At 46.8% G+C, this 24,833-nt stretch carries 25 protein-coding genes; 6 read left to right on the top strand and 19 right to left on the bottom strand.

Features of this window, described 5'->3' with window-relative positions; translation table 11 throughout:
• Positions 1-10: 10 nt before the first annotated feature.
• The 12 genes from HPY28_RS30575 to HPY28_RS24250 all read right to left on the bottom strand — a co-directional run bounded on the left by HPY28_RS30575 (position 11) and on the right by HPY28_RS24250 (position 11,130).
• The gene (locus HPY28_RS30575) at positions 11-343 is read right to left on the bottom strand and encodes a helix-turn-helix transcriptional regulator (RefSeq protein ID WP_254613193.1); all 333 of its coding nucleotides are present in this window, start codon (positions 341-343) and stop codon (positions 11-13) included.
• A gap of 72 nt (positions 344-415) precedes the next feature.
• Positions 416-862 (bottom strand): AraC family ligand binding domain-containing protein, encoded by a 447-nt coding sequence (locus tag HPY28_RS30570; RefSeq protein ID WP_254613192.1) that lies wholly within the window; start codon positions 860-862, stop codon positions 416-418.
• A gap of 134 nt (positions 863-996) precedes the next feature.
• Positions 997-3,009 carry a peptidoglycan D,D-transpeptidase FtsI family protein gene (locus HPY28_RS24295; protein WP_174231576.1) on the bottom strand — a complete coding sequence of 671 codons (2,013 nt, stop codon included), beginning with the start codon at positions 3,007-3,009 and terminating at the stop codon, positions 997-999.
• Between the two features lie 11 nt (positions 3,010-3,020).
• Positions 3,021-5,072, bottom strand: coding sequence for a penicillin-binding transpeptidase domain-containing protein (locus HPY28_RS24290; RefSeq protein ID WP_174231575.1), 2,052 nt, complete (start codon positions 5,070-5,072; stop codon positions 3,021-3,023).
• Between the two features lie 170 nt (positions 5,073-5,242).
• Positions 5,243-5,935 carry an FHA domain-containing protein gene (locus tag HPY28_RS24285; RefSeq protein ID WP_174231574.1) on the bottom strand — a complete coding sequence of 231 codons (693 nt, stop codon included), beginning with the start codon at positions 5,933-5,935 and terminating at the stop codon, positions 5,243-5,245.
• A gap of 228 nt (positions 5,936-6,163) precedes the next feature.
• Entirely contained in the window at positions 6,164-6,493 is a 330-nt protein-coding gene (locus HPY28_RS24280) for a cupin domain-containing protein (RefSeq protein ID WP_173622990.1), read from the bottom strand.
• 135 nt (positions 6,494-6,628) lie between these two features.
• Entirely contained in the window at positions 6,629-6,865 is a 237-nt protein-coding gene (locus HPY28_RS24275; protein ID WP_069848545.1) for a hypothetical protein, read from the bottom strand.
• Positions 6,866-6,960: 95 nt separating this feature from the next.
• Positions 6,961-7,236, bottom strand: a complete 276-nt coding sequence (locus tag HPY28_RS24270) for a DUF2277 domain-containing protein (RefSeq protein ID WP_173620594.1) — start codon at positions 7,234-7,236, stop codon at positions 6,961-6,963.
• A gap of 115 nt (positions 7,237-7,351) precedes the next feature.
• Complete coding sequence (locus tag HPY28_RS24265; protein ID WP_173622989.1) at positions 7,352-8,335, bottom strand: helix-turn-helix transcriptional regulator; 984 nt, start codon at positions 8,333-8,335, stop codon at positions 7,352-7,354.
• Between the two features lie 134 nt (positions 8,336-8,469).
• Positions 8,470-9,243, bottom strand: coding sequence for a GNAT family N-acetyltransferase (locus HPY28_RS24260; RefSeq protein WP_173622988.1), 774 nt, complete (start codon positions 9,241-9,243; stop codon positions 8,470-8,472).
• A gap of 15 nt (positions 9,244-9,258) precedes the next feature.
• Positions 9,259-10,152, bottom strand: coding sequence for an AEC family transporter (locus HPY28_RS24255; protein WP_017251275.1), 894 nt, complete (start codon positions 10,150-10,152; stop codon positions 9,259-9,261).
• Positions 10,153-10,164: 12 nt separating this feature from the next.
• Positions 10,165-11,130, bottom strand: coding sequence for a carbohydrate kinase family protein (locus HPY28_RS24250; RefSeq protein WP_173622987.1), 966 nt, complete (start codon positions 11,128-11,130; stop codon positions 10,165-10,167).
• A gap of 253 nt (positions 11,131-11,383) precedes the next feature.
• On the opposite strand from HPY28_RS24250, the gene HPY28_RS24245 reads away from it, so the two are divergent.
• Positions 11,384-13,549 carry an insecticidal delta-endotoxin Cry8Ea1 family protein gene (locus HPY28_RS24245; RefSeq protein WP_174231573.1) on the top strand — a complete coding sequence of 722 codons (2,166 nt, stop codon included), beginning with the start codon at positions 11,384-11,386 and terminating at the stop codon, positions 13,547-13,549.
• An 85-nt stretch (positions 13,550-13,634) separates the two neighbouring features.
• Here HPY28_RS24245 and HPY28_RS24240 read toward each other — a convergent pair whose 3' ends face one another.
• The 4 genes from HPY28_RS24240 to HPY28_RS24225 all read right to left on the bottom strand — a co-directional run bounded on the left by HPY28_RS24240 (position 13,635) and on the right by HPY28_RS24225 (position 18,851).
• On the bottom strand, positions 13,635-14,618 hold the full coding sequence (locus HPY28_RS24240) for a glutaminase (protein ID WP_217444888.1): 984 nt from the start codon (positions 14,616-14,618) through the stop codon (positions 13,635-13,637).
• A 19-nt stretch (positions 14,619-14,637) separates the two neighbouring features.
• Entirely contained in the window at positions 14,638-16,059 is a 1,422-nt protein-coding gene (locus HPY28_RS24235; protein WP_017251279.1) for a M20 family metallopeptidase, read from the bottom strand.
• 25 nt (positions 16,060-16,084) lie between these two features.
• Entirely contained in the window at positions 16,085-17,317 is a 1,233-nt protein-coding gene (locus HPY28_RS24230) for an MFS transporter (protein ID WP_173622984.1), read from the bottom strand.
• A gap of 235 nt (positions 17,318-17,552) precedes the next feature.
• Positions 17,553-18,851, bottom strand: coding sequence for a hypothetical protein (locus HPY28_RS24225; RefSeq protein ID WP_174231572.1), 1,299 nt, complete (start codon positions 18,849-18,851; stop codon positions 17,553-17,555).
• 170 nt (positions 18,852-19,021) lie between these two features.
• Between HPY28_RS24225 and HPY28_RS24220 the strand changes: the two genes are divergently transcribed.
• Together HPY28_RS24220 and HPY28_RS24215 are read left to right on the top strand one after the other, a co-directional pair.
• Positions 19,022-19,546 carry a DinB family protein gene (locus HPY28_RS24220; protein ID WP_017251282.1) on the top strand — a complete coding sequence of 175 codons (525 nt, stop codon included), beginning with the start codon at positions 19,022-19,024 and terminating at the stop codon, positions 19,544-19,546.
• Between the two features lie 191 nt (positions 19,547-19,737).
• Entirely contained in the window at positions 19,738-20,991 is a 1,254-nt protein-coding gene (locus tag HPY28_RS24215) for an MFS transporter (RefSeq protein ID WP_174231571.1), read from the top strand.
• Between the two features lie 78 nt (positions 20,992-21,069).
• On the opposite strand, the gene cuyA is transcribed toward HPY28_RS24215, so the two are convergent.
• Positions 21,070-22,074 (bottom strand): D-cysteate sulfo-lyase, encoded by a 1,005-nt coding sequence (cuyA, locus tag HPY28_RS24210; RefSeq protein WP_017251284.1) that lies wholly within the window; start codon positions 22,072-22,074, stop codon positions 21,070-21,072.
• A 134-nt stretch (positions 22,075-22,208) separates the two neighbouring features.
• Between cuyA and HPY28_RS24205 the strand changes: the two genes are divergently transcribed.
• Positions 22,209-22,409, top strand: coding sequence for a YgaP family membrane protein (locus tag HPY28_RS24205; protein WP_174231570.1), 201 nt, complete (start codon positions 22,209-22,211; stop codon positions 22,407-22,409).
• Positions 22,410-22,493: 84 nt separating this feature from the next.
• Positions 22,494-22,985: a DUF2569 domain-containing protein gene (locus HPY28_RS24200; RefSeq protein WP_017251286.1), complete on the top strand. Its 492-nt coding sequence runs from the start codon at positions 22,494-22,496 to the stop codon at positions 22,983-22,985.
• On the opposite strand, the gene HPY28_RS24195 is transcribed toward HPY28_RS24200, so the two are convergent.
• Positions 22,937-23,683, bottom strand: a complete 747-nt coding sequence (locus tag HPY28_RS24195) for a Crp/Fnr family transcriptional regulator (RefSeq protein WP_174231569.1) — start codon at positions 23,681-23,683, stop codon at positions 22,937-22,939. The two genes, HPY28_RS24200 and HPY28_RS24195, sit on opposite strands and share 49 nt — an antisense overlap.
• A 109-nt stretch (positions 23,684-23,792) precedes the next feature.
• Here HPY28_RS24195 and HPY28_RS24190 point away from each other — a divergent pair, with 109 nt between their 5' ends.
• On the top strand, positions 23,793-24,134 hold the full coding sequence (locus tag HPY28_RS24190) for a DoxX family protein (RefSeq protein ID WP_174231568.1): 342 nt from the start codon (positions 23,793-23,795) through the stop codon (positions 24,132-24,134).
• Here the strand turns inward: HPY28_RS24190 and HPY28_RS24185 are convergent.
• Positions 24,131-24,748 carry a DUF3267 domain-containing protein gene (locus HPY28_RS24185; protein WP_174231567.1) on the bottom strand — a complete coding sequence of 206 codons (618 nt, stop codon included), beginning with the start codon at positions 24,746-24,748 and terminating at the stop codon, positions 24,131-24,133. The two genes, HPY28_RS24190 and HPY28_RS24185, sit on opposite strands and share 4 nt — an antisense overlap.
• Between the last annotated feature and the right edge of the window lie 85 nt (positions 24,749-24,833).

Below are 24,833 nucleotides of genomic sequence, written 5' to 3'. Positions count from 1 at the left end.
TTGCTCGATTTCATGAATTATCTTGTCTCATATGCGTCTTGACGTATTCCGATGGTGATAGGCCAACGACTTTTTTAAACATCTTGCTGAAGTAAAACTCATCGTTATAGCCTACGCTTTGTGCCACCTCACGCAATCGACTCCCCGACAATCGGAGCAGCACCTTTGCCCGATTGATTCGAAGGTTTGTCATGTAATCGGAAAAGCTCACACCCTTTAGCGTTTTGAACATGCGTGAATAATAGCTGGGACTGACATTCGCCTTTCCTGCCAACATCTCCAGCGTGAGATTGAGCATATAGTGCTGGTCGACATACAGGATCGTTTCCTCGATGCTAGCCATCGTATTTTCACTGCTTTCAATCGAAGAAAAATCTTTCACTAGAATGTACAGAATGCGCTCGAATAACAATCTCTACCGAAATTGCTCTCTCTCCTCATTTGACGCATAGCTTTTATGTAGTTCTTCCATTAAATGCAATACCTGCGAATGACTGCGTACACGGAAAGTCCCTTCCAGGGGAAAATTTTCTTTGCCCGGAACAAATACTCTCTCTTTCCCTGTTTCGTTTTGTTCGATCCAATAGGAGAATGCAATGAAGAAGACTTCCAGCTCTTTGTCTGGTTCCGTCCGCAAAGAAACGCTCGTCTTCGGCTTGATAAAAAACACATCGCCTGCTTCAACTACCTGTCTCTTCCCGTTCTCTCCCATTGTTCCTTTTATATTTTTGACAAACCCGATTCGATGAGAATGAGCAGGTGAGATAATCAGTGGATCATGGTTACGGCAAATCTCAAGACTGACGGTGTCGAGGGAGTAGATCATCTGTTTTAACTGTCGATAGGCTTCATTTGCAATCAACGGTGCTTCCCCCTCTCATATGCCTTCTATTATAGCTTGTTTCCGTTATCTGACGCATTATTTGAGGGTAATGGTAAATTCAAGAAGGCTGCCCGAAGTAGATCCTCGACAGAACCACTTCGAACAGCCTATTTTTATCTCTTAAATCCGATATGCTTGTCATACACATCGTATACGGAACGTGAAATAATCGCAGCTGATCTTCCCCCATAACCACCCTCAGGAACGATTACGGCTACTGCCAGGACAGGATCGTCGACTGGGGCATACGAAATGCTCACACCATTCGTAATGCGGCGGTGCATTTTCCATCTTGTCTTTTTCTGTCCGGTTTTCTCATCTGTCACCGTCACCGGTACATAAATATCTTGCTCAGATGTTCCTGTCTTTGCAGCTACCTGAAACGGCATTCCTTCATACGCACGGACTGCCGTCCCCCCTGGCTTCGTCACCAGCACCATGCCTTGCTCTAGAATGTCCCAATATTTATCTGGGTGAGGAAAGGTACTCATGGTTTTTGGCGTGTACGTTTTCACCAGTTTTCCTTCTGCGTCTGTGATCTTATCTACCATCTGCGGCTGCAAACGAACGCCTTTATTCGCTAATGTCGCCGCAAACTGTGCCAATTGCATCGTCGTTGCCCGAACTTGCTGCCCGAAGGAAGCTTGCACCATCGCTGCTAATGGTCCATAGTTTTCATCCATCACCAAATAGTCTTCTTTGCCCTTGTTTTCATTCGGCAAATCCACGCCAGTCTGAACCCCTAACCCGAATGCGTGATAGTACGATTGCAGCACGGCCGCTGACTCTTTTCCTTTTCGGCGGGACAATTCCTCCCCGATTCTCGCCATGTACGTATTCGATGACTTTTGCAGGGAAATCGCAGGGGTAATTATGCCATGCGCTTTGGAACTGTCGTTCTTAATCCGGTCTGTTCCACGTCCATAGTGATACACCCCTCCATCATTCCAACGATCGGAGGGAGAGATGATACCTTCCTGCAAACCAAGCAATACCGTAATCGGCTTGAGGACAGACCCTGATGGCACAATGGAACCCGGGTGCTTGTAGCTCTCCTGAATCGCTGCCTCGCCCGTTAATGGCCTCGTATCGTATGGCGCTTCCCGAATCGTACCATTCGTCACCGCCAGCTTGATCTCGTCATACGTTTTTTGATCCGGCCCCTCAATCCATACGTTTGGATCGTATTCCGGATAACTGACCATCGCGACGACCTTGCCTGTCTTGACCTCGACTGCCACGACGTACGCTCCCTTTGCTGCCCTCGCCTCAGGGATGGATGCACGCATCTTCGGAAGAAACTCTCGGATCGAATCCCGGATATCTAGCTGGACCCGTTGATCAATGGTGAGATACACATGATTGCCTGGGACGGACGGAACTTCCTCCACTTGCTTGACAACCGTCTGATTTGCTGCGACCTCATACATCCGGTACCCATTGCTCCCGCGAAGCTCTTTTTCGTAAGATAGCTCAATCCCATCGAACCCAACTAACTGGTTCGGCAAATACCGCGTGCTCTCATCCTTGTAGGAGGCGAGCTTCACATTTTCAGCAATATGAAAGGGCCGGACATACCCGACCGCCTGTACGGCGATTTGCTTGGGATCGTATTTCCTGATCGGTTTTGTCACCACTTCAATCCCCGGCAATTCGCCGCGATGCTCACCCAGCACTGCGATTTCTTTATCCGTCAAATCCACCTTCAGCTCTTTTTCCAAATAGCGCGGCAATTGTCGTGCCGCTTCCACATAATTGCCTTTCTCGTAGGCATAGCCGACATCCATCTTTTTTAACAGCGTGGCCTTGTCGACGCTCAGTATTTTCTCCAGCTTTTCCACCAGGGCAAAGTACGCTTTCTTCCCCATGACCTCTTGTTCACGGAAGACAGCGAGATGGGAAGGCCGACTTTCGGCAATGACATACCCGTTGCGGTCATAAATGTTTCCTCGCATAGCGGAAATGTAATCTTTTTTATACGATCTATCTGCCAGCTCATTTGCATAATCGCTCCCTTGCTGGATTTGGATTTGCGCTAATCTCAAAATAATTGCCACAAACATAAGGAATACGACGATATAGACGATTTGCAGTCGTTTTAAACGATCACTTTTTGCTTCCTTCATCCTTACTCTCCCTACTCTTTCAGTACCTTCGTGAAAATCCGTTTAATACGTGCATCGAGTACATGACTGCCACCCCGACCACGGACATCTTCGATCATCATGGTAACCAGCAAACGCGGATCATCTACATTAAAAACGGCGTACCATCCGTTTTCCAACCCGATCTCGCCCTTTTTCTGTTTCAGCTCAGCTGTTCCAGTCTTGCCCGCCATGCGAATACCAGGCACCCGTGCTCCTCGTCCGGTGCCACGCGGGTCTTCCATAACCTGTATCAAATGCTGCTTCACCGTGCTCGCCACATCAGCAGGTATGACATTCGTCTTCCAATACCCGCCTTTTTTGTCTTCCTGCAACAGTGATGGATAAATGATATTTCCGTCATTTGCAAAAGCACTGTACACCAACGCGAGGTGTAGCGGTGTCATCGTTACCTCGCCCTGACCGTAACCGGAGTCTGCCAATTGAATCTCGTTTTTGAAACTGTCGTTATACAGCTTCGATTTGTCCAGTGGATATGGAATCGGGAGAGCTTCATGGAACCCAAACAACTCGCTCTTTTTCACGAATGGCTCCTCCCCCATGGAGAGCGCCGCTTTCGCAAAATAAATATTGTCGGAGTACACCAATGCTTTTTCCAAATTGACAGGTCCCCCGTAATCACTGACCCGCGTTACCTCGTATCCACCCCAGGACGTATCCTTTTGCCAATGCAGTCCACGGACGTGGATACTGTCCGTAGGGGTAATCGCTTTTGACGCAAGGCCAATCGCTGCCGTGATCGGCTTGAAGGTGGAGCCCGGCGCAAACCCGCGCGCGAATCGATTGAGAAGCGGCTTTTGCGGGTTTTCATTCATTTGCTTCCATTCTGTTGCCGACATACCAAGCACAAACGCATTCGGATCAAAAGACGGAGAATTGACGAGGGCCAGTATTTCCCCGGTCTTTGGTGAAATCGCCGCAGCCGTGCCTGCTTCGTTTTTCAGCTCCTGGTAAATCGTCTTTTGTACTTCAGCATCTATGGTTAATGCCAGTGGCTGTCCTTGCTTGGCGAAGCGTTCCGCCACGGTCTTTTTTTCCGTACCATCTGCATTCGTAATGACGATACGCCCACCTGCACTCCCTCTTAGCTGCTCCTCAAAAATCTGTTCCAGTCCTGATTTGCCAATCACATCAGACGTTTTATAGCCCTGATCCTTTCGCTTCTCGTACTCTTCCTGACTGATCGCTCCTACATAGCCAACCAGATGGGCAGTCGCGTCCTGATAAGGATAGTAGCGGACTTTCTTTTTGTGCAATTTGAGCCCTTCTGTTTTCTCTAATTGTTTGATGCGTGCATCGTCCTGCGGCAACGTGGCGATCCGGATAAACTTGGTCGACTTGCTTGTCGTAGCTTGGACCTTCGAGGTGAGGTCATCCAACGGAATGTGCAAAAGCTTGCTGACCTCCATTTTCCCGGTCTGGGAAGCCTGGCTCCATTCTCCCGGATTTATCCCGATATCTACCACGACACGCTCTGTTGCCAATGGACGCCCTGCCCGATCCGTGATTTCACCTCGTTTGGGATACACCGTATTGGCTCTTACTTTGTCCCCTTCTTTCATTTCTGGAAGAATAAAAGAAGGATTCCAATGAATGTACCAGTCCTCCAAGTCATTCTGCGTTTCTTTGACAAGCGTTGCTTTCCCTGTAAAGGAAATCGGTTCAATGAACGTTTCCATCGTCAGCCGGTAATGAAAGTTGATCTGCCCATCCTCCCCTAGGATGACGTCGCCATTGTACATCGGCTCGACCGCAATCGCTTTGGCCTCGATTCCACCGTAAATGTTTTGGTAACGCGAAACGAATTCATCTTTACTAATGGTCTTTTTTGTATGTAAAGAAAGCTGCTCGTACATGTCAGAGAATTTCTGTTCTCTCCACTTTGTCGTATACGCGGTGAATGCTACCTTTGCCCTCTCGCCATCCGACTGCGTGGTGTCCTTCCAAAAGTCCCAGAAAAGATAGAAAAACCCTGAAAGAACAATGACAAAAACCGTCCAAAATACTATCCATGTCTTTTTCACTAGTCGTTCACCTTCCCTATCACACGATATTACAGTCGGGTACCATAATATATGGAAAAAATATGATGGCAAGATGAGACTATTCTCATAGGACGATGATAAGTGTCAGACAGTTACATCAAATGCAAAAAAAACACAGGAAATTCATCCTGTGTCTGTCGTACTGCTTACTATTCTTCCCACATGTAACCGAAGCGCGGGATCGTGGTGACGTTCTCACCATATCTGCCCAGCCGCTTACGCAAGCGATAAACGAGAGCGTTGATCTCGGCTCGCCCAACATCCGGGACGCTGCTCTCCGCATTCAGCAACCGCTCCGGCCAGACCAGTACCATGATTTCATCATAGCTGACCGCCTGATTCGCACGTTGGTACAGAAGCATGAGCAAGTCCATATCTTTTCCGGTCAAATGGATTCTCGCGCCATCGAGACGAATTTCTCTGCGTTCCAGATTGATGACCAAGCCGGAAGTAGAGGTAGTTTCTTTTGGAATTATCAAAGGGAATGAGAACTCCCGCGTCACATCCATCTCGCTACCCTCTGCGAAAAATATCATCTCTACCACGCCTCTAGCCAGCGTAATATGATCACCGTGATAAAGAAAATGCGGTGCTTGCTGTATCGGCATTCCGTTCACTTCTGTCCCGTGCTTGCTTTGCAAATCAGAAATCGTATATTGGTTATTGATTTTCCGTATCACTGCATGCCTTCTGGAAATATACGGACTAGAAAAAGCAATGTCTGGTTGTAATTGATGGCCCCGTCTCCCAATCGTACACTCTTCCTTATGTAGAAACTGACGCTTCTGAAGCTGCTCGGGGTCTCCTTTTTTAATCAATACATATATGCCGTCGTCCAACATTCATCACCTCGAAAAGAGTTGGAGCTATCTGTATTTATTACATAGTAAATTACGCATAAGTCAACACTTTTTTCTATGAGCCGAAGCTCAAAAAGCAGTCTTTTTGAACATATATTAATAGCAAAAAAGCCACCAATTGTCCAGCCTACGAAAGTGACCGGTCGATTGACAGCTCTATATCATCACTATCCGCGAACGAATAGCGCTCGATTTTCTATGTTGATCGTCTTAGGAGCAGCGCTTGAGAGCAGCAAATTTTTTCGGTTCAATCGCCAGTAGATGACAATCGCCATTCGGGATAAACAGCTTGTAGGAAACTCCCTTTGGCACAACGATAAACTCTCCGGCTTCCACCCATATATTACGCTCGTGGTACATCAGCAGCAGTCTGCCTTTGACGACAAACAGCAGTTCATCTTTCTGGTCATTTTGTTGCCAAGGATACTCACCTTGCAGCTTCTCTAGCGTAATAGACGTATCATTCATCTCTCCGACAACCAGAGAGCCCCAGGAATCTTGCAAGCGTGATAGATGTTGTGCGACGTTCACTTTCTCCATGATGATCCTCTCCCCTTTGCACTCTACGATAATATAATTTGCAGGAGAGAGACATAGTAGCGAAATGATAAATCATCTCATAAGAAGATGATAAGATGCTGAAATTTCTGACTGAACAGAGGATAGTGCCATAAATTAATCAGAGAAGTCCCGAAACAGTACATCCAACTCCTTCTCGTCGTACATGTCACCGTCACTTATAAATTTTTCGATCTCTATCGTACCGTCCTCCATCATCTCTATCTCCCATCTTTGACCAGGGACAGCTACCTCAATCATGATGCTTTCGCTCCTAATTTTACTCAAGCGATAAAAAATATGCCGCTCCTCCAATTTGTTTAGCAAATCGTTCAACTCATGTAACCGCTCCATAGGCTCACCCCCGTATTGATTTTCCTGCATAAGAAAAATGGGCAGTCGCCCTAATGGACTGCCCCTAGAATAGACTGTTTGTCTTTATCGTCTCACTACTCTGTCGTGCCAAACCGTTTGGCGTTTCTCGCGCGAGCACGCTCGATTTCGACTTCTCGATTGCGTGGCTCTGCATTCGTCACCAGCGAATCCAAGAGATTTTTCGCAACATCGGAGACCTCTTGGACCGCGCGGTGAAAAGCCTCTTCATTTGCCTTCGAAGGCGTGTTGAAGCCCGAGAGCTTTCGCACGAATTGCAGGGCTGCTGCTTCAATCTCATCTTCTGTCGCGGGTGGATCGAAGTTGAACAAGGTTTTGATGTTTCGGCACATCGCTTACACCTTCTGTTCCCTTTTTTGTATCATTCTACTATACGTGATCGATGAATCCTAGATGAGAGGAAACGGAGTGAGGATGACGAATTTCACGGTTTGGCGGATTGTAATACTAGCCGAATCTCCCCCGCTTCACTTCGGAAGGATTACATCCATACTGCTTGCGAAACGCCTCGGAGAAATGACTGAAGTTGGAGAATCCTACGATGAGTGCAACCTCACTGACATTCAGATTCCCCTCCCGCAGCAGTCCAAGCGCTTTTTCCAAACGCCTTTCCCGCAAATAGGCAAATACACTCGTCCCGAACTCTTCTTTGAAGCCGATCTTCAGCTTGTATTCATTGAGCTGTGCCATACGAGCCAGTTCAATCAGAGAAGGCGGAGACTCCATATTTTCGAGTAGAATGTCACGGGCGTTGTGAATCTTTTCCCGATCACTCCGGGATAACTGTGACCTCGGTCGATTCTCTTCCCGCTCGAACAAAAACGTATCCAGCGCCGACGACACAATCTCAAGAATCTTGCCTTCCGTATGCAATCTCCGCAACTTCAAATGGGAAGATGAAAAATCGTTCAACTGCTGGAGCATCCGAGCCATATTCGGTTGCAACGGCATCCGAAACAGACGATAGGCCTGATTGCCAAGCAGTCCTTGAAACGAATAAGCTGCTCCCACATCGCTTTCCGCCACCCATTCATTAAATTGCTCTACGGAAATACCTATGCCAACAGATCGATGAGGAACATCTGCCCGGTACATAAAATGCGCATGAAAGTCGTTCATCAATTGAAGGGAACAGCTCCCAGGCAAAAACTCGTGCTGACTTCCCGAAACGACGAACTCCCCACTCCCCTCCAAGCAAAAGCTGAGCTCCACCATGGCTGCCTGCGACTGTAAATCCATGACGCGGTTTTCCTGAAGGGAGTAGCTGGATTCGACCAGCTCCAATCCCGGTCGAGGAATCACTCTCCGAAAGTAGCCATCATTATTCGTCAGTGTATACCGATTCGCTTCGGACACAATGCGATCACTTTGTGTAGAGGGCAATGCATTAATATAGCTATCGTATATGGAATGTACAGTTGCTTGATCCATGACCTTCTCCCTGCCTAACCATACGTAGGATAATCTTGCAAATGATTCTTATTCTCATAATAGTGACACAGGCGACTATCTGCAACTACAAAAGCTGCCCCTCAGAGCAATGGGCAGCTTCCTTTTCCACGATACTATTTATACTCAAAAAAACATGGATAAGTATAGGCGAGAAATTCAAAGCCTTTTTTCTCCAAAATCGGTCGGCTCATCGGACTCGCATCCACCATCAAAAGCGGATACCCACGCTCGTGCGCTACTTGTACCCGTATCGCTACGAGTGCCGTATAGTAGCCTTTATTCCGGTAAGCAGGCAGCGTTGAGCCTCCCCACAGACTGCCAAAGGACGTCCCCTCATGTAGATACATCCACGCTGCGCTCACCGCTTGATCGCCACTGTATGCCGCGTACACGAGAAGGTGCTTAGGATCTTCGGCCAAATCCTTTTTCAATCTCGCGGCCAACTCCGGATTCGCACTGCCCCATACTTGCTCTTCCAGTTGCATAATGTCATCGATGCCTGCCGAATTGGTGATTTGGCGAATCTCAGGAGGAATGCTACGGCTTCGCATGTCCTCTGCTTGCGCCACATCCATGACCAACAGCGCTTCTTCCTCTCCTGTTGTAAAACCATGCGCCTCCAACCGTTCGAGCAGATTCGCAGGCTGATCATAATCAAACAGCTTCCATTCAAAAGACTGTTGAAGGCTTGAGAAATACTCGATTTCGCGTGCGATGAGCTCCTCTGCATTTGCCTCAGACATTCGGGAAAACAAGACTGTTCCCGGCTCATCTGAGAGAGAGACGTGGCGAACAATATGCTCGGTCTCTTCGCGTCGAACATTCGGATAGTTCATCTCCACTCTCATCTCTTGATCGTACAGTCGTAGTAACTCTTGTTTGTGCATGTTTATTCCTCCTATTTAGTGCAAAATGTTCAGCAAAAACGTTAATGTACCTATACTGATCACCGTCGTAACCAACACGCTGCTGGAGACGAATTGTGGACGCATGTTGAATTGGATCGCATAGATCGCAGTAGTTGCGGCAGAAGGCATGGCTGCCAGAACGACCAGCACCTTTTGCAGCAGCGGATCAATCGGGAATAACAGACAGATGAGGTACGCCAAAAGCGGTGACGCCACCAACCGAATGACACTCGCAGCACTGAGTCCCTGCCACTCTAGCGCTTTGGTAGATACATTGGCGAGCTGCATGCCCAAGATGAGCATCACAACTGGAATCGCCGCCTGTGCAACGAGATCAATCGCCTGATAGTAGCTTTGCGGGATGACGATTTGCAGCTGTTGCAGCAAAATCGCGAGAACCACAGCGTAATTGGACGGCTGCTTGAAGATCGCCTTGACGGCCGTCCCCATCCCATTCCCTCCTCGGGAGGCAAAATACACGCCGAATACGCCCATCATGATCGAATGGAAAACCATAATTTGCACCGCATACGTAAAGCCAGCCTCTCCGAAAGCGAACAAAATAATCGGCGTCCCGTAGTTGCCACTGTTCATGAAGGCGGTCGCGAGCATCAGTGCGCTTTCCTGTTGTTTGTCGTATTTGAACAATCGTGCCGTCAACTGCGTAATCACAACGAGAGCAGCCAGCAGAAGCAGCGAAATCACGACGATATAAAATAATTGCAAGTCGAGCTGTGTTTTGTAAAAGGTACGAAAAACGAGCGCCGTCGACAAGATGTAAATCGCCAGGGAAGAGATCGGCTTCAAATCCATTTTGAAAATGCGCTGCAAAATATAGCCACTAAGAAAAATGAGCAGGACAGGCAGGATGACCTCCACAAATATCATGATTCTTCCCTCCTACCGTGCTGCTTCCATGAAGCTTTTGACCTCAGACAGCGTAGGCATGGCGGGAATGGCACCTGATCTCGTTGTCGTGAGCGCACCTGCGGCATTAGCAAAGCGAACCATGCCCTCTAACGTCGCTTGTGGGATATCCAGCATACTTTCCCCCTCCTCAAGAAGCTGATAGAGCAGCGCGCCCACAAACGCGTCTCCCGCTCCAGTCGTATCGATCGCGGTTACTTGAAATCCACCGACTATACCGAAGTGATTTCGAATACGGTAAAAACATCCCTTTTCCCCCAACGTGACAAAAACAGCTTGCAGATCATATTGCGCAAGCATCCACGCTGTCGCTTCTATGACGTCCTCGCTCCTCATGAGAAAAGCCAGCTCTTCCTCGGAAAGCTTGACGATATCAGCCTGCGCCATGCCTTTGAGGGCCATAGCCTTCGCTTCCTCCAGATCAGCCCATAAGGACGCTCGAATATTCGGGTCAAATGAAAGGAGCCGCTGATGCTTTTTCGCGTATTCGACTGCTTTCCAGGTTGCTGATCTGGCTGGCTCTTGCGTCAAAGACAACGTACCAAAATGAAAAATGGCTGCCTGTGCAATCAGCGCCTCGTTCACGTCTTGCTCCCGCAGCATCATGTCTGCACCCGGATTGCGGTAAAAGTGAAAAGAACGATCGCCTGTCTCATCGAGATGGACAAACGCCAACGTCGTAGGCGCTTCCTCCGTGAGTACGAGACCTTCTGTGCCAATATTCTGTCGGTTCAAGGTCTGTTGTAAAAACCGCCCAAACACATCGTTTCCCACCGCACCGATAAAGGAAGTCCGCTTCCCAAAGCGCGACAAAGCGGCAAGTACATTGGCAGGTGCTCCTCCAGGGTTTTGCTCAAATGCAGCGCTGCCTGGCTTTTCCTTCTGCTGTACAGGTGTAAAATCAATCAATAACTCGCCACATGCAACCACATCTACCATGTTGATTTCCTCCGATGACCGTGATAGCTCCAGTATGTCACAGGTTCTTTTTTTTGCCAATGAAAGCCAGCGACTGTATGTTGCTGTTTGCGTATGGGATTGGAGTCACTTTGTCTATTTTCCAACGAAAGATTGCTATCGGAATGCATCGAAGTCCTATTAAAGCGGAAACTATACGAATATATACCGAAATGTTAAAATTAGGAAATTAGCCAACGTATTTTTTATTTATGAAAGAAGGGGGAATTATGCAATGCAGGAAAAAAACCTTTTATCAACTGGTCCTTATAACACACTATCGACATCTGCTTATCAACAGTTGAACAATCTATCTAACAAAGCAGACGGATTGGATTGGGAGCAATTATTAAAAGATGTTTGGCATGATGTTTACAATGGACAAATTACACAAGATTACCTTCTGCTTGCAACAGACAATAATATCGATTATCGTGCCTTAGTCACGACTATATTGAGCTATGCTTCTTCCTTTGTTCCTTTTGTAGGGCCTGTAATAGGCTTTTTTATTCCTATTATGGATTTAATTTGGCCCCCCTCACAACCCGATTTATTTGATATTTTGCGTCAGCAGATTCAAGATTTAATTAACCAAGCGTTAACAACAGACACATTGAACAAATTAGAGGCACTGCTACAAGGTTGGAAAAATGAACTAGATGTTTTAGCTACAGAAGTCAAGAATTTAACCGATCCGAAGACCTCCACTATAGGGAGCACAGTTAATACGATTCACCTCCAATTCGTTCATGATATACCCCAATTTACACTAAAAGACTATGCAGCTTATGCACTTCCTTTATATGTTCAAGCAGCAACCATGCATCTAGGCCTTTTAAAGGAGGCCATTTCTAAACAAACAGATTGGGGAATTAGTGATTCAGATAAAACTAACTTTCTGACTTATCTAAAACAGTGGATCGTGAAGCATAGCGAGAATGTTCGTACTCTTTTTACAACAGGGTTACAAAACATACAGGATGATAAATCTAGTCAAATTAGTACCGCTGGCTTTATCTACACGTCAACATTATATGGGTTTGATATTGCTGCATTATGGCCTACTTTTGATAAATGGCCTACTAATGACAGTCCGGAAGTTTACTCGGCACAAACAGATATAGAACAAACGAGATTCTTATTTTCTGATCTAGTAGGAAGGTTTGATTGGAGAGGCTATCCATCCGCTGGTGATCCAAGTACGTACCTGTATGGAAATTTCCCTGGTGAACTGACTCAAATTTCAACGAGAACATGGGATCGAGTGGATCAGATTCAACAAGTATTAGATAGAGGATACAATCAATCACAAACATATACTTACGGCGGTTCCGGTGGAACTGCAAATGACCCTATCAACATATCAAGAGACAATCCTTTAATTGGAGTAACACCACGGGTTATGAGTCCGTATGTTGGAATCATGATGGATTTTGCAGATGGGACTAGTATTACCAATGGAGGAGAATATGGATATGACAAGAGAGTTGTAGCACCTGATAACCATAAAGTTCATTTTGTCTTTCCATGGACAGATGAGCTGGGTGGCCAAGATGCAGTGATAAATGCCTTTGTTTTCAAAAATCTATATTCCGAAAATGTCATAGGCCAATCAGATCCAACAACAGGAGTAGTTACGATTAAAGGAATTCCAGCTGAAAAAGGTTATATTGAGGATGGGAGCTCACTTAACGTTGTACAGGAAAGATTGAACGGGACCAACGCGGTTCAACTTCCACTGGGACCTTCCCTCATTGTACCTATTACAAATAAACTAGCTGGTCAGTATCACATTCGTGTACGTTATGCAAACCCTTCAGATTCAAGCATTGATATTTGGCAATCAGTTAATGCAGGAAATCAGAGTCTTCAAGGCGGTAATTTTACATTTCCAAGTACCAAAAACGTTCAAGATCAAGGATACGTGCCAGGACAAAATGGAAACTATAGGTTGCTTACAATATCTCTTCCTGATCCTATCTCCCTACCTTTAGGAGAGATCGATGTACGTCTCGGACAATACACCAGTCAAACGCAGGGTAATCTGTTTATTGATCGGATTGAGTTTGTTCCAGTTCAAACTCCTGTAAATTTATTTTCAGGCCCATACTACCTTTATGCTCCGGATGGTTATCCTTTTTCACAAACTCTTTGGAATGGTAATACAATTAACAGCCGTATTTCTATAGCAGGAACCGCAAATTCTTCTAGTGAACCAGCGGTACTCCAATTTTATCAAGGTTCAACATTGCGAAAAGAAATTCCTATACCTGGTTCAGGTCAAAATTACAATTATCCTAATACATCCATTCCAAATGGTTTTAATAAAATTGTACTTCACACAAACCAAAGTGCTGGTAAAGGAATAAGAGGAACAATGACAATTTCCTTGAGTAAATAGTTGTTTATAAATGAATCAAGGTACAATGGACAAAAAGAAATGGCTAAAGATCCAGACATGATCTGTGATCTCTAGCCATTTCTTTTTAATAGATCGTCAAATCCCACGCACTTGCCATATGCTTGAGCAGCGCTACCCCTGCTACGCTGTTTCCGTACTGGTCAATAGCAGGGCCATACACACCGATTCCGCAGCCGCCAGCAAAAGGCAGCTCCCCAGAACGCCCACGCGGAGGGACGGCAACCATAATGCCTCCTGACACGCCGCTTTTCGCTGGCACACCCACAAAAGCAGCAAAATTGCCGGAAGCGTTGTACATGCCACATGTAACCATCAGTGCTTTGGTCACGCGAGCCAGCTCTTTTTCGAAAAGCTGTTCCTTGCGTACCGGATCATAGCCATCATGCGCCAGGATCAAGCCAATTTTCGCGATGTCCTCTGCCGTTACCTCGAGTGAGCATTGCCGGATGTACACGTCCAAAGCATCCTCTACCGGACAGGCCAAAAAGCCAGTAGCTGCGAGATAGTAGGCGAGGGAGCGATTGCGGTTGGCTGTTTGCCACTCGGAGTGATAGACTTCCTCGTTGATCTGATGCTTGCGTCCTGTCATGCCCTCGACCATGTCTTGAAAAGAGCGAAATTTTTCCTGGACTCCGTTCCCCTGCAACAAGGAAGACACCGTAATGGCTCCCGCATTGATCATGGGATTAAAAGGCCTTCCTGGCTTGTGCATTTCCAGCCGAACCATCGAATCAAATGCGTCTCCAGTAGGCTCTACATCCACCTGCTCCAATACATTTGCAATCCCGTGGTGCTTACATCCTGCCAGAAAGCTGATGACTTTGGAAATGCTTTGCAGGGTGAAAGGAGCATCGTAGTTGCCAGCCCTGCTAATTTGTCCATCTGGTCCCATCACACAAATCCCTAGCTGTGTTGGGTCAGCCTCTTTCAAAGCAGGGATATATGCAGCGCATTTGCCCTTACTGGACTCCCCACGATATTGCTCGATCCATTGTTCCAAGCAGTCTGTCTCGATCGTTCTTGTTTGCTGCGCCACTTGTCTAACCAACTTCCTTTTCACCTTCGATTTACGCTTTTTGAGGTGGTTGAACATCGTCCGGAATGAGCGAGAAGTATTCTTCCCCTTCCAAACGTTCCTGCAATTCGGCTTTTGCCTGTTCAATCAGTGCCGGGTTTTCCATTGCCTCGATCGCTGTAGCAGCCATAACTTTACCTGCTTGCAGCATCCCTTTGTGTGCAATTGGCATAGCCCCCTGCGAGACGACCTGCCACGTATGGAAAGGTGTTCCCAGTGCCCAGCATGTCGTCATGCATTGCATCGTCGGAACCTGCCAGCTGACATCTCCCACGTCCGTAGACCCAGCAAGCGTAAACTCGTGCGTAGAAAGTGGCCCGATCACATCCGCAATCGCTTTGTCCTTCAGTTGCTTCGCTGTTTCACGATCCAACCCGAACAACGAAGCCCTCATATCCTCGGCTGTTAACGTTGCCTGAATTTGTTTGGCATATTGCTGATCTGCTTCATCGTACGTAGGCACGCCGACTTCAACCAGATTTTTGTGCATGAGCTTCGCCAATACCGTATTCGGCACCAGATCAGAAGCTGTCCCCTCAAACACCGCTTCCATGGTGGTTCCCGTCATCAAGGCGGCTCCTCGTGCGATGTCGTAAACTCTTTCATACAGTTCCTTCACTTGCTGCTTTTTCGGAGCGCGAATCAAGTACACGACCTCTGCAAACGGCTGGACGACGTTTGGCGAAATTCCGCCTGTATTCGTAATCGCGTAGTGAACCCGTGCTTCCGGAATCATATGCTCTCTCATGTAGTTCACGCCGACATTCATCAGTTCGACCGCATCCAACGCACTTCGTCCCAAATGCGGTGCTGCTGCTGCATGTGCGCTTTTTCCGTGGAACTGAAAACGAACAGAGTAATTCGCAAGCGAGCTGATGTTCATGATGCTTGGCGCTGTCGCAGGATGCCAGGAGAGCGCAAAATCTACGTCAGCAAACATGCCTGCCCTAGCCAAATACGCTTTCCCAGAGCCAGCTTCTTCAGCTGGACACCCGAAATAACGGACCGTTCCTGTTAAGCCTGTTTTCTCCATGTAATCTTTAACAGCAACCGCTGCTGCCAGTGCGCCGGCACCTAAGAGATTATGTCCACATCCATGCCCATGACCATCAGTCACAATCGGATCATGGTTGATCGCGCCTTTTTTCTGGCTCAAACCTGCCAGTGCGTCGTACTCGCCCAGGATGGCTACGACAGGCTTGCCGTTTCCAAAGCTGGCAACAAAGCCAGTCCCCAGTCCAGCGATTCCTTTCTCCACTTCAAAGCCCTCTGCTGCCAAAGCTTGACACAAGTACTCGGCAGAACGATGCTCCTCGAAGTAAATTTCTGGTGTTTCCCAAATTTTATCGCTAACGCGAATAAGCGCGTCTCTTTTTTGTTCAATTAACGCAGAAATGATCTCGGTTCTGTTCATTTCATACGCTCCTTTCTCTAAGTGTTCAGGCGGATGCACTGTCGGCGTTTTGCTGCAACAGCTCGCCTTTTTCATAGTTCAACGATAATAGTGCGCCAATGCAAATGACCGCGAAGCCGATCAGCATCCAGAACGCTGCATCAAATGAACCGTTAAACGCTTCTACAATAAAACCAATTGCCATTGGCGTGATAAAGCCAGCTAGCTGTCCACCTGTATTCACGATGCCCATCCCTGTTCCCGCTACGGCAGCCGGAAGATTTTTCAGGACAACAGATGGCAACAGAATGATCACAAAGGAAAGGAACAGCGACACAATTGCTTGGTACGTAATAAACATCGTCACGCTCGAAGCGGTAAACATGAAGTACAAGAGCACTGCGACTACCACACAGGAGAGACTGCCAATAATTTTTTCGCGACCTTTTGGCAGCTTGTCCAGTACATAGCCGCTCACATAAATACCGACCAACGTAGCGAAGCCTGGAATCGTTTGCAGCCAGCCGAGCGAAATCATATCCAGTCCGCGTACCTTGCTCAAGTAAGTCGGCATCCAGGTTACAAGACCCCAGTTTACTGCATAAATGCTAAAGTAAGCGATTAACAGACTCCATAGCAAAGGCGTTTTTAACAACAAGGACACGGAGCTTTTTGGTTGCTCGGAGCCATTCATTGTATTCGTTGTAGACTCATCTTGCGGAAGTTTAATATGGCGCCAGTACAGGAAAGCAATCACGGCACCAACTGCACCAATGACGACGAACATGGTTCGCCAGCCCATATTTTGAATCATCCAAACGGATAAAATCGGGGAGAAAAGCCCAACAATGGCACTAGAGGAGAGCATCACAGACATTGCTCGCGAGCGTTCCTTTACAGGAAAAATCGTGGCGATAATCTTCGAGCTGGCTGGTTGGAAGCCACCTTCACCAATCCCGAACAGAAAGCGGATAAGGATCATCGAAGCCAAAGACCAAGCAGCTCCGGTCAATCCTGTAAAAATAGACCACATGACAACGGATGCGATGAGTACTTTCCTGGAACCAAACCGGTCTGCCAGCCAGCCTCCAGGCATTTGCATGAGTGCATAGCCAGCAAAAAAACTACTGAGCAATAATCCCGTGGATGAAGCACTAAGCTGCAAGTCTTCTGTGATCGACAAAATGGCATAGTTCATGACGTATCGATCCAGGTTCCCTAATGCCCAGCCCAAAAAGAGTAGCGCTAAAATCCAGTTTCTCGTGCGTGCTGATACCATATGTGTGGATACCTCCTTCTAGATGCATTACTAAGCTAGTCTTTCATTTTGGCGAAAGCGCATTCATCTCGTTCGATGGCTGACGATCCGCGCAAATATGGTCCAGCTCCCTTATTTACCGCATATATTACGACATGTCGTAATATATACTCTACGAAATGTTGAGACTATTGGCAACGTTTTTTTTTAACAGTTTGATTTCTCGGCAATGAAAAAAGCACCCGTAGCAGGGTGCTTACAAAAGTCGGTATCGTTTGGTGGGTCTTCCTCGCGTTGATTGCGATTCTTCCCCGGAGCTTTCCGCCAGCTCAACGGCGCACAAATCCGCGACGATTCGCTGTGCATTTCGCTCGCTCATTTGCAAATACTTGGCCAGATCCTTTGTCGTGAAATCGGTCCAACCCATTTTTTGCAGCAAGGCATCGAGCTTTTTATAGCTTTTGACGCTGATGTTCCCTTTTTTCAGCTTTTCCAAAATCTCATCATCGTCGGCACGATACGAGTAGATGAGCTCCTCTTCCTGACCGACCCACTCTACGATCGTTCCGTCATCCTGAATCATGACGATATCTCGTGTAGCTTTTTCCATTGATTGGCGCAGGGCTCGGTGGGCATTCATCTCGGCTGCAAACGCAGTCTCTCCGAACCCGATTCCGACCGCGACCGTCGTATCCGCTTCCTTCGCCAAAAACTCTACGGTGTTTTGCAAGGTAGGAATCTCCCTGTGAATGGTTCCGCGCGTACTGAAGATGACGTATCTGCCATTACCTTGCTCCAAAAGCGATCCATCCACTTGCTCGCACAGCTTGATCAAGGCTTCTTTTATTCGCAGTTCCAGATATTGCAAATGATAGGGGGTCTTCGCGCTTTCCTTGATTCTGTCGAATTGCTCGACCTCGATCATTTCGATCCCGATTTGTGTATCCTTAAAGTAGGATGTGCGTACTTTCTCGACAAACACGCGGACTGTTTGATGAATGTCCATATTACTAGGAGAAATCCAATAGGCCGGGATACCAGCATCTACTAACGATTGATAGACGGTTGGATAGCAGGTCATCGCAGCATCAATCTTTTTCTTGTTCCATAAATCGAGATGAAATGCCAGCAGCTCTTGCGGATCAATCGTAACCTCAAATATCTTCATGTATAGTTGGCTCACGGATATGCTGCTGTTGTACAGCGAATCTTCCATGAACTTCGTAGATGAGAGCATATCTACACTGACCCGATCCAAAAGCTCTCCCCGTGTGTACACCATTTCCAAAAAGCCTTTATAGATACTGGATTCCGTCGGAAAAATATGTTCCATCCGCTTTTCATCGTACAGGACATTTTTGGCAATCAAGTACGGAAGTGGTCCCGAAAATAGCCAATGATCCACGTACTGGTCATTTTCCAAGACGATTTTTTCTGTTTCTTTTGTTTCTGTATAGATATAGGGAATAAAATTCATCCCTTCATCGAATTCCTTGGCAACCGCAAGAATTCTCTCTACCGATTGCTTGGGACCCACCACGCCGATTTTAAACATCCATCAATCCAACCTCTGCCCTCTATTTATCGAACCTTGCCTACGACCATTCTATACGTATTCTCTGGCACAAATCCACCCTTCGCCACACAAAATGGGCAGGACTACGCGAAACGAAAGAGAAATGCTGGGAGAATACTACGGGTTTCCATACCGAAAGGAGTCGTACGATGAATTTTAATCTGAAACAAGCGATTGAGGTTCTGGAGCGTACACCGCAAACATTGGAGTATTTTTTAGTGGGCTTATCGGATGGATGGTTGCAAGACAACGAAGGGGATGCAACCTGGAATGCCACCGAAGTAATCGAGCACTTGACCCAGGCTGAGAAAACGAATTGGCTCCCGCGGCTCGAAATGATTCTTCAGTATGGGGAAAGCAAACCCTTTCCTCCTTTTGACCGTTTCTCTCACTTACATGAGACTTCCGAAAGGTCGTTCGCACAAAAGCTCCAGGAATTCAAAACACTTCGAACAGAAAATCTCGCAAAATTACAAGCACTCGTAGAACTGGAAAAGAATCTCGAATTAACAGGGATACACCCTGCATTTGGCGTAGTCAAGGCAAGAGAGCTGCTCTCTTCATGGGTGGTTCACGATTTAACCCATATGGCGCAGATTGTGCGGGTCTTGGCCAAGCGGTACACGGCGGATGTTGGACCTTGGCGTGAATATTTAGGTATCTTGAAAAAGTAACGCTTGGTTCTCCATATTGCTAACTTAAGAAAAAAGTGATACGATTTATGGTATAAGATTCCATAAAAGAGCTCTCGGAACTTCCCGGAGCCTGATTATTGATGAAGGGTGACCCTCGTGAATAATCAGGCTCCTTTATGTTTGTAATAGGGCTACTCATCTGGCCTATTATGGAAAAGGGAGTGAGGAGAGTGAACGAGATTTTTCGCAATCGCAATTTTCGCAAGCTGTTTCTTTCCAATTTGTTTTCAGGCTTTGGCCAGGGGATGACCATGATCGGGATATCTTGGTATTTGGTAGAATCCACAGGCTCAGCCAGCCTACTTGGTTCCACTATGCTTCTCTCCTCGATAATGACACTGCTCATCGGACCTTATTTTGGTACATTGATTGACCGCTTTTCCCGCAAGGCCATTCTACAGCTGGAACAGCTAGGAGGCTTCTCGGTTCTCGCTCTTGTAGCAGCTTGGGGATTTTGGGGGACTTATCAAGAGTGGATGATGGTACTCGTTTTTTTGGCGTCGATGTTCATGTTTCAGGTTCACGAACCTACACAGTCAGCCTTCATACAGGAAACCTTTGAGCAAAAGCACTACAATGTGATCAATTCTACCCTGGAAATTCAAAACCAGACCGCTTTGGTCCTCGCAGGAGCTTTCGCAGGTTTGCTATTGGGGAAATACGGACTACATATAGTGTTGATCCTTAACACTTTGACCTATCTGATCGCTTTTCTCTCCTTAACCGGAATCGATTATGTGTATACACAAGAAAAACAAGTAGAAAAATATCTCCGAACATCCTGGGTGTCACAATTTCAGCAAAGCTGGATCTATATCAAAGAAAAACGAGGGTTTATCGTATTCGGAATTGCTGCGCTGATACCATTCCTCGCCGTTATGCTGACGAACCTGCTTAACCCTATCTTTGTTAGCCAAGTTTTGGGGGAAGATGTGGCGATCTATTCCATGGGAGAGGTTACGTATTCCATAGGCGCAGTGCTGGCGGGATTTCTTCTTACCTGGTTTCGTGGAAAAATCGGTGCTTTTCCTTATATGGTAGGGAATTTCATCTTGATGGCGATTGCTCTTGTAATGACCGTTGTGATCCCAATGGGCTCGGTTTTTGTGTTGCTCTCTGCGTTTATGGGCTGGTGCAATGTATCAACCAGACTGATCCGACAGACCATCTATATGGAACTGCTACCTAATCGTTTTATGGGCAGGGTCCTGAGCTTCTTTCGGTCGATTGGTACATGCATGCGGCTGTTATTACTCGCTCTATTTACTCTCATACTAGATTCAACCGGCGCATCAGTCGGCTACCTTGTATTGGCAGGTCTTTTGGTAACGGCCACACTAGGAATCGTCTTTTCCATGCGTATGCTGATGCAGCAGGCAGACACCCCCGATGTTGTGGCAGACCAAGTCACTGTGAAGCACTAAGTCTGTCAGCTTTCCTATAAAAAGACAGCGGTAGCTATGGACGTGAAAGTACATCCTAGACTACCGCTGCCTGCTACGCTATTTGGATGGCAAAAACAGCTGCGGAACGGTATACAGCGCTGGGGAACCACCTGTATGCAGGAACAATACGTGATCACTCTTGGTAAAATGCCCTTCGCGAATCAAGCCGATCAACCCTGCCATCGCCTTTCCGGTATAGACAGGATCGAGTAAAATTCCCTCTGTCCGAGCGACCAGCCGAACGGCTTCGATCATGCCATCCGTCGGAATCGCATAGCCTGGCCCGACAAATCTGTCGTCGCAAAGCACAGCTTCTGCTCGTATGTCCCCTTGCAAACCGATCCGTGCAGCAGTACTGCACAGCAACCCCATCACCTTGGCTTCTTGTGCAGCCCGATCTCGGCTGACATTGATCCCGATTACTTTTGTGTTGGACTGACGCGCCATAAAACCGGCAAGCAGACCGGCTTGCGTACCGCCACTTCCCGTTGCCGTCACGACATAATCGTATGGAGTCATCGTTTCCCAAGCCTGTTGCTCGATTTCTTCTGCACACGCCATGTACCCCAAAGACCCGACTTCGTTGGAGCCTCCTACCGGGATCAGATATGGTTTTCTGCCTTGTTTTCGCAGACTTTCAGCGAGCTCTTCCATAGCTGCAAGCAAATCTGCCTCTGCGGGAATGACCTCGATTTTTTCTGCTCCGAGCAAGTGGAACAACAGATGATTGCCACTCGCTTGCGGTTGGTAGTCCCCCGTCTCAGGCGCGGATAGCACGAGCTGGCAGTGCAGACCTTCGCGAACTGCCGCCGCCAGAGTCAACCGGCAGTGATTGGATTGGACAGCTCCACATGTAATCAACGTGTCTGCCCCTTGCTCGATTGCCTCTGCCACCAAATACTCCAGCTTTCGCGTCTTGTTTCCCCCTGCTGTCAAACCAAGCATGTCGTCTCGCTTGATAGAGATGCTCGGACCACCTAACTCCTTGGACAGTCGCTCCATTCTTTCGATTGGTGTAGGTCCGTGTGTGTATTTTCTGCGATGGTAACGGATTTGGTTCATGCTTTTCTCCCCTTCTGCTTGGCGTTTGTTTTGGGAAAAACCTTCGCGTTATGTGACTTTGTTACATGCAACCAAAAAGTACTCCGGTACAATAAGTCTCATCAATCACAAACACCATAACCGGAGGGATAAGAATGAAAAACGTCGGTCGTTTTGATCAAATGTTTCGTTTCGTTGCTGGATTAGCCTTTCTGTCCTTGTTCTTCTTTCAAGGAGGCTATCAATACCTTTCGTTGATCGGCATTCCGCTCCTGTATACAGCCTTGACCAAACAATGCTTCTTCTATCGTATCTTTGGGATTAACTCTTGCCAACTTCCTTCGCAAAAATCGTAATTCTTGCAATTGACCTTACCTCTTTGATTATATACCATTATCTAGTATCGATATCATTCTGATCAGAGAGGTAAGAAAACACGAATGAATGTCCAAACAGAAGCAACTGTAACGAAGCCAAAAGGATTGGGCGGCTGGTTAATCTGGCCGACCATTATTGTCGTTCTCAGCCCACTTTCCTTGCTTGCATCCGTTATCGGCATATTTCAAGATCATGCTGAAGCAATTGAAGGGCTCGCACCGTTTATGGAGCAAAGCCTGTCATTCACTTTGTATTACTACGGCAACATTTTGTTAGAGATAGGGTTACTCGTATTTTCATTGACCCTTCTCGTTTTCTATTTCCAAAAAAAGAAACGTGCTCCACATTTATTTATTGGCCTGATTCTTTTTTATATCACATTGAACATGATTGATTTATTGGCTTGGGCGAGCTTTGACAGTCTTTTCGGAGACACCATTCAGTTTGTCACGCAATCGGGACTAAGTTTGCTTCATACTTGCATCACCGCGATGATCTGGATTCCCTATTTCCGCTTGTCCAAACGAGTGAAGAATACGTTTGTGAATGAGTGAGGGGCAAGCGCTTCTCTCAATCGCTCCCGATGCACCCATAACGGCTTGCGCAATCCCGCCTTCTTCACCATGCCTTCTACTGTTATCTCATGGAACGTTTCTGTTACGGTCTCACGAATACACCCCATCATCGTCGCCAGCTCTTGATGCGTCAGGTTCACTGCCAGCTCGATCCATTCTGGTTCATCAGCCTGGCTTTTTCCCCCATATTTCTCGGACAGCTTGCCCAGCAAATACAGAAGACGCTGTCGGACACTTCCATACGCCATGAGCTCCATCATTTCTTCAACCTCTTGCAAACGATTCGAGACAATCTCGATAAAATGCAAGGCAAGCCTCGGTTTCTCTAGCATCAGCTCCTCAAATTGTCCTTTATCAATCGAACAAATCACCGAATCTTCCCACGCTTCGGCGTACATATTGGTTGAACTAATCGTAAACGAGCCGATCTCGCCAAACACATGCCCTGTCCCGAGCAAATCAATCGTTAGCTCTTTGCCGTCAGCCGAAAGCTTGTATAAACGAACCTTCCCAGCCTTGATCAAAAACAGCCTTTTCTGCTCCATGTGAGGGGAGGAAATTAGCGTTCCTTTTTTGACCACTTCCATAGGAGTCGCCGGTTCCAATTGGGCTAGCTCCGCTGCACTTAACGACTGAAACAAATTGATGCGGGATAAAAGCTTCTCCTTTTCGATCACGATGTACTTCCTCCTGCTCACTGTAGGCTGGACTACATATTGTAGGGATCACTCCCATTATACTCCTCGTAAGGCAATGGATTTCGAATGACCGAAGGAGTGTAAACGGTTGAACACATTCATCATGATTCTTTCACTGATGTTGGCTTTGATGTTTTCCCTCTCTCTGTTACTGAAGTTTTTACGCGCAAGCTCTATGCTCCAGCACTGGAAGGAATATGGCTACCCACTTTGGTTCATGGACGTGATTGCCTCACTTGAGTTGGTCGGAGTTATCGGTGTGATTAGCTCCTTTTGGTTTCCTGGAGTATTAACACACGCTTGCATCCTGTTCGCCATCCTCATGCTTGGGGCTATCCATGCCCATCTTTTCCGGGCAAAACATGAGCCCGTCATGGCGCTAAATGCGGTATTTATGCTTATTTGTTCGTTGCTTCTTCTTTGGCTTTAATCGTTTCCGAGCGCTTTCCAATACGTCTTTTGTCCGTTACTGATCAAGATCGCCTGTTTCGGAACTTGCTTCATCACCAGGAATAGATTCAACATATCGACTGATGAAGCGATAGCGTTTATCAAAATCAAAAATTTCAACATGGCAGTGAACAGTCCAAAAAAACCTAGAAGAAATGGCAACATAACCGACAGGATAATGAATGGGGCGATGGTAATCAGTATGTATCTTGATTTTGGAATCTTTTCTTCCGTTGCGACAAACCCTCCAAACAAGGTAAGCCCCATCCATGTTTTTTCTGATCTCATGAAATTGGGGATAAAAATCAAATGCAAGCATTCATGAAAAATAACCAATCCGAGTAGAAACAAAATCGCACGTAAGTCGATGGATATGGAAAAAGAACCGGATGTCAGTCCCAATTCCTGAAAGGTTATTGGCGAAAAAATAAAGATGATCCCATAGGCAATGAATGCATTAATCAGCATGAAAGGAATCGATAAAAGAGTTGCCCTGCCCAAGCTCTGTGGTTCTTTCAGGGGAACCCATTCATTTTTTATCAACTCGACATGTACATTTTCAAGATACTGTGGCAATTTGGTTGTGATTTTCATAATAAAACCTCCTTCCTTTCTAGTTAGACGTTCACCCTATGTGTTCAGTTTCTTTGAGGCGACGGAAATAAAAAAGGCTGTCTCC

Source organism: Brevibacillus sp. HB1.2 (genome assembly GCF_013332495.1).
Taxonomy (GTDB): domain Bacteria; phylum Bacillota; class Bacilli; order Brevibacillales; family Brevibacillaceae; genus Brevibacillus; species Brevibacillus porteri.
The sequence above is the reverse complement of the archived record's forward strand: the minus strand, read 5'-3'. Positions and strand labels throughout refer to the sequence as shown.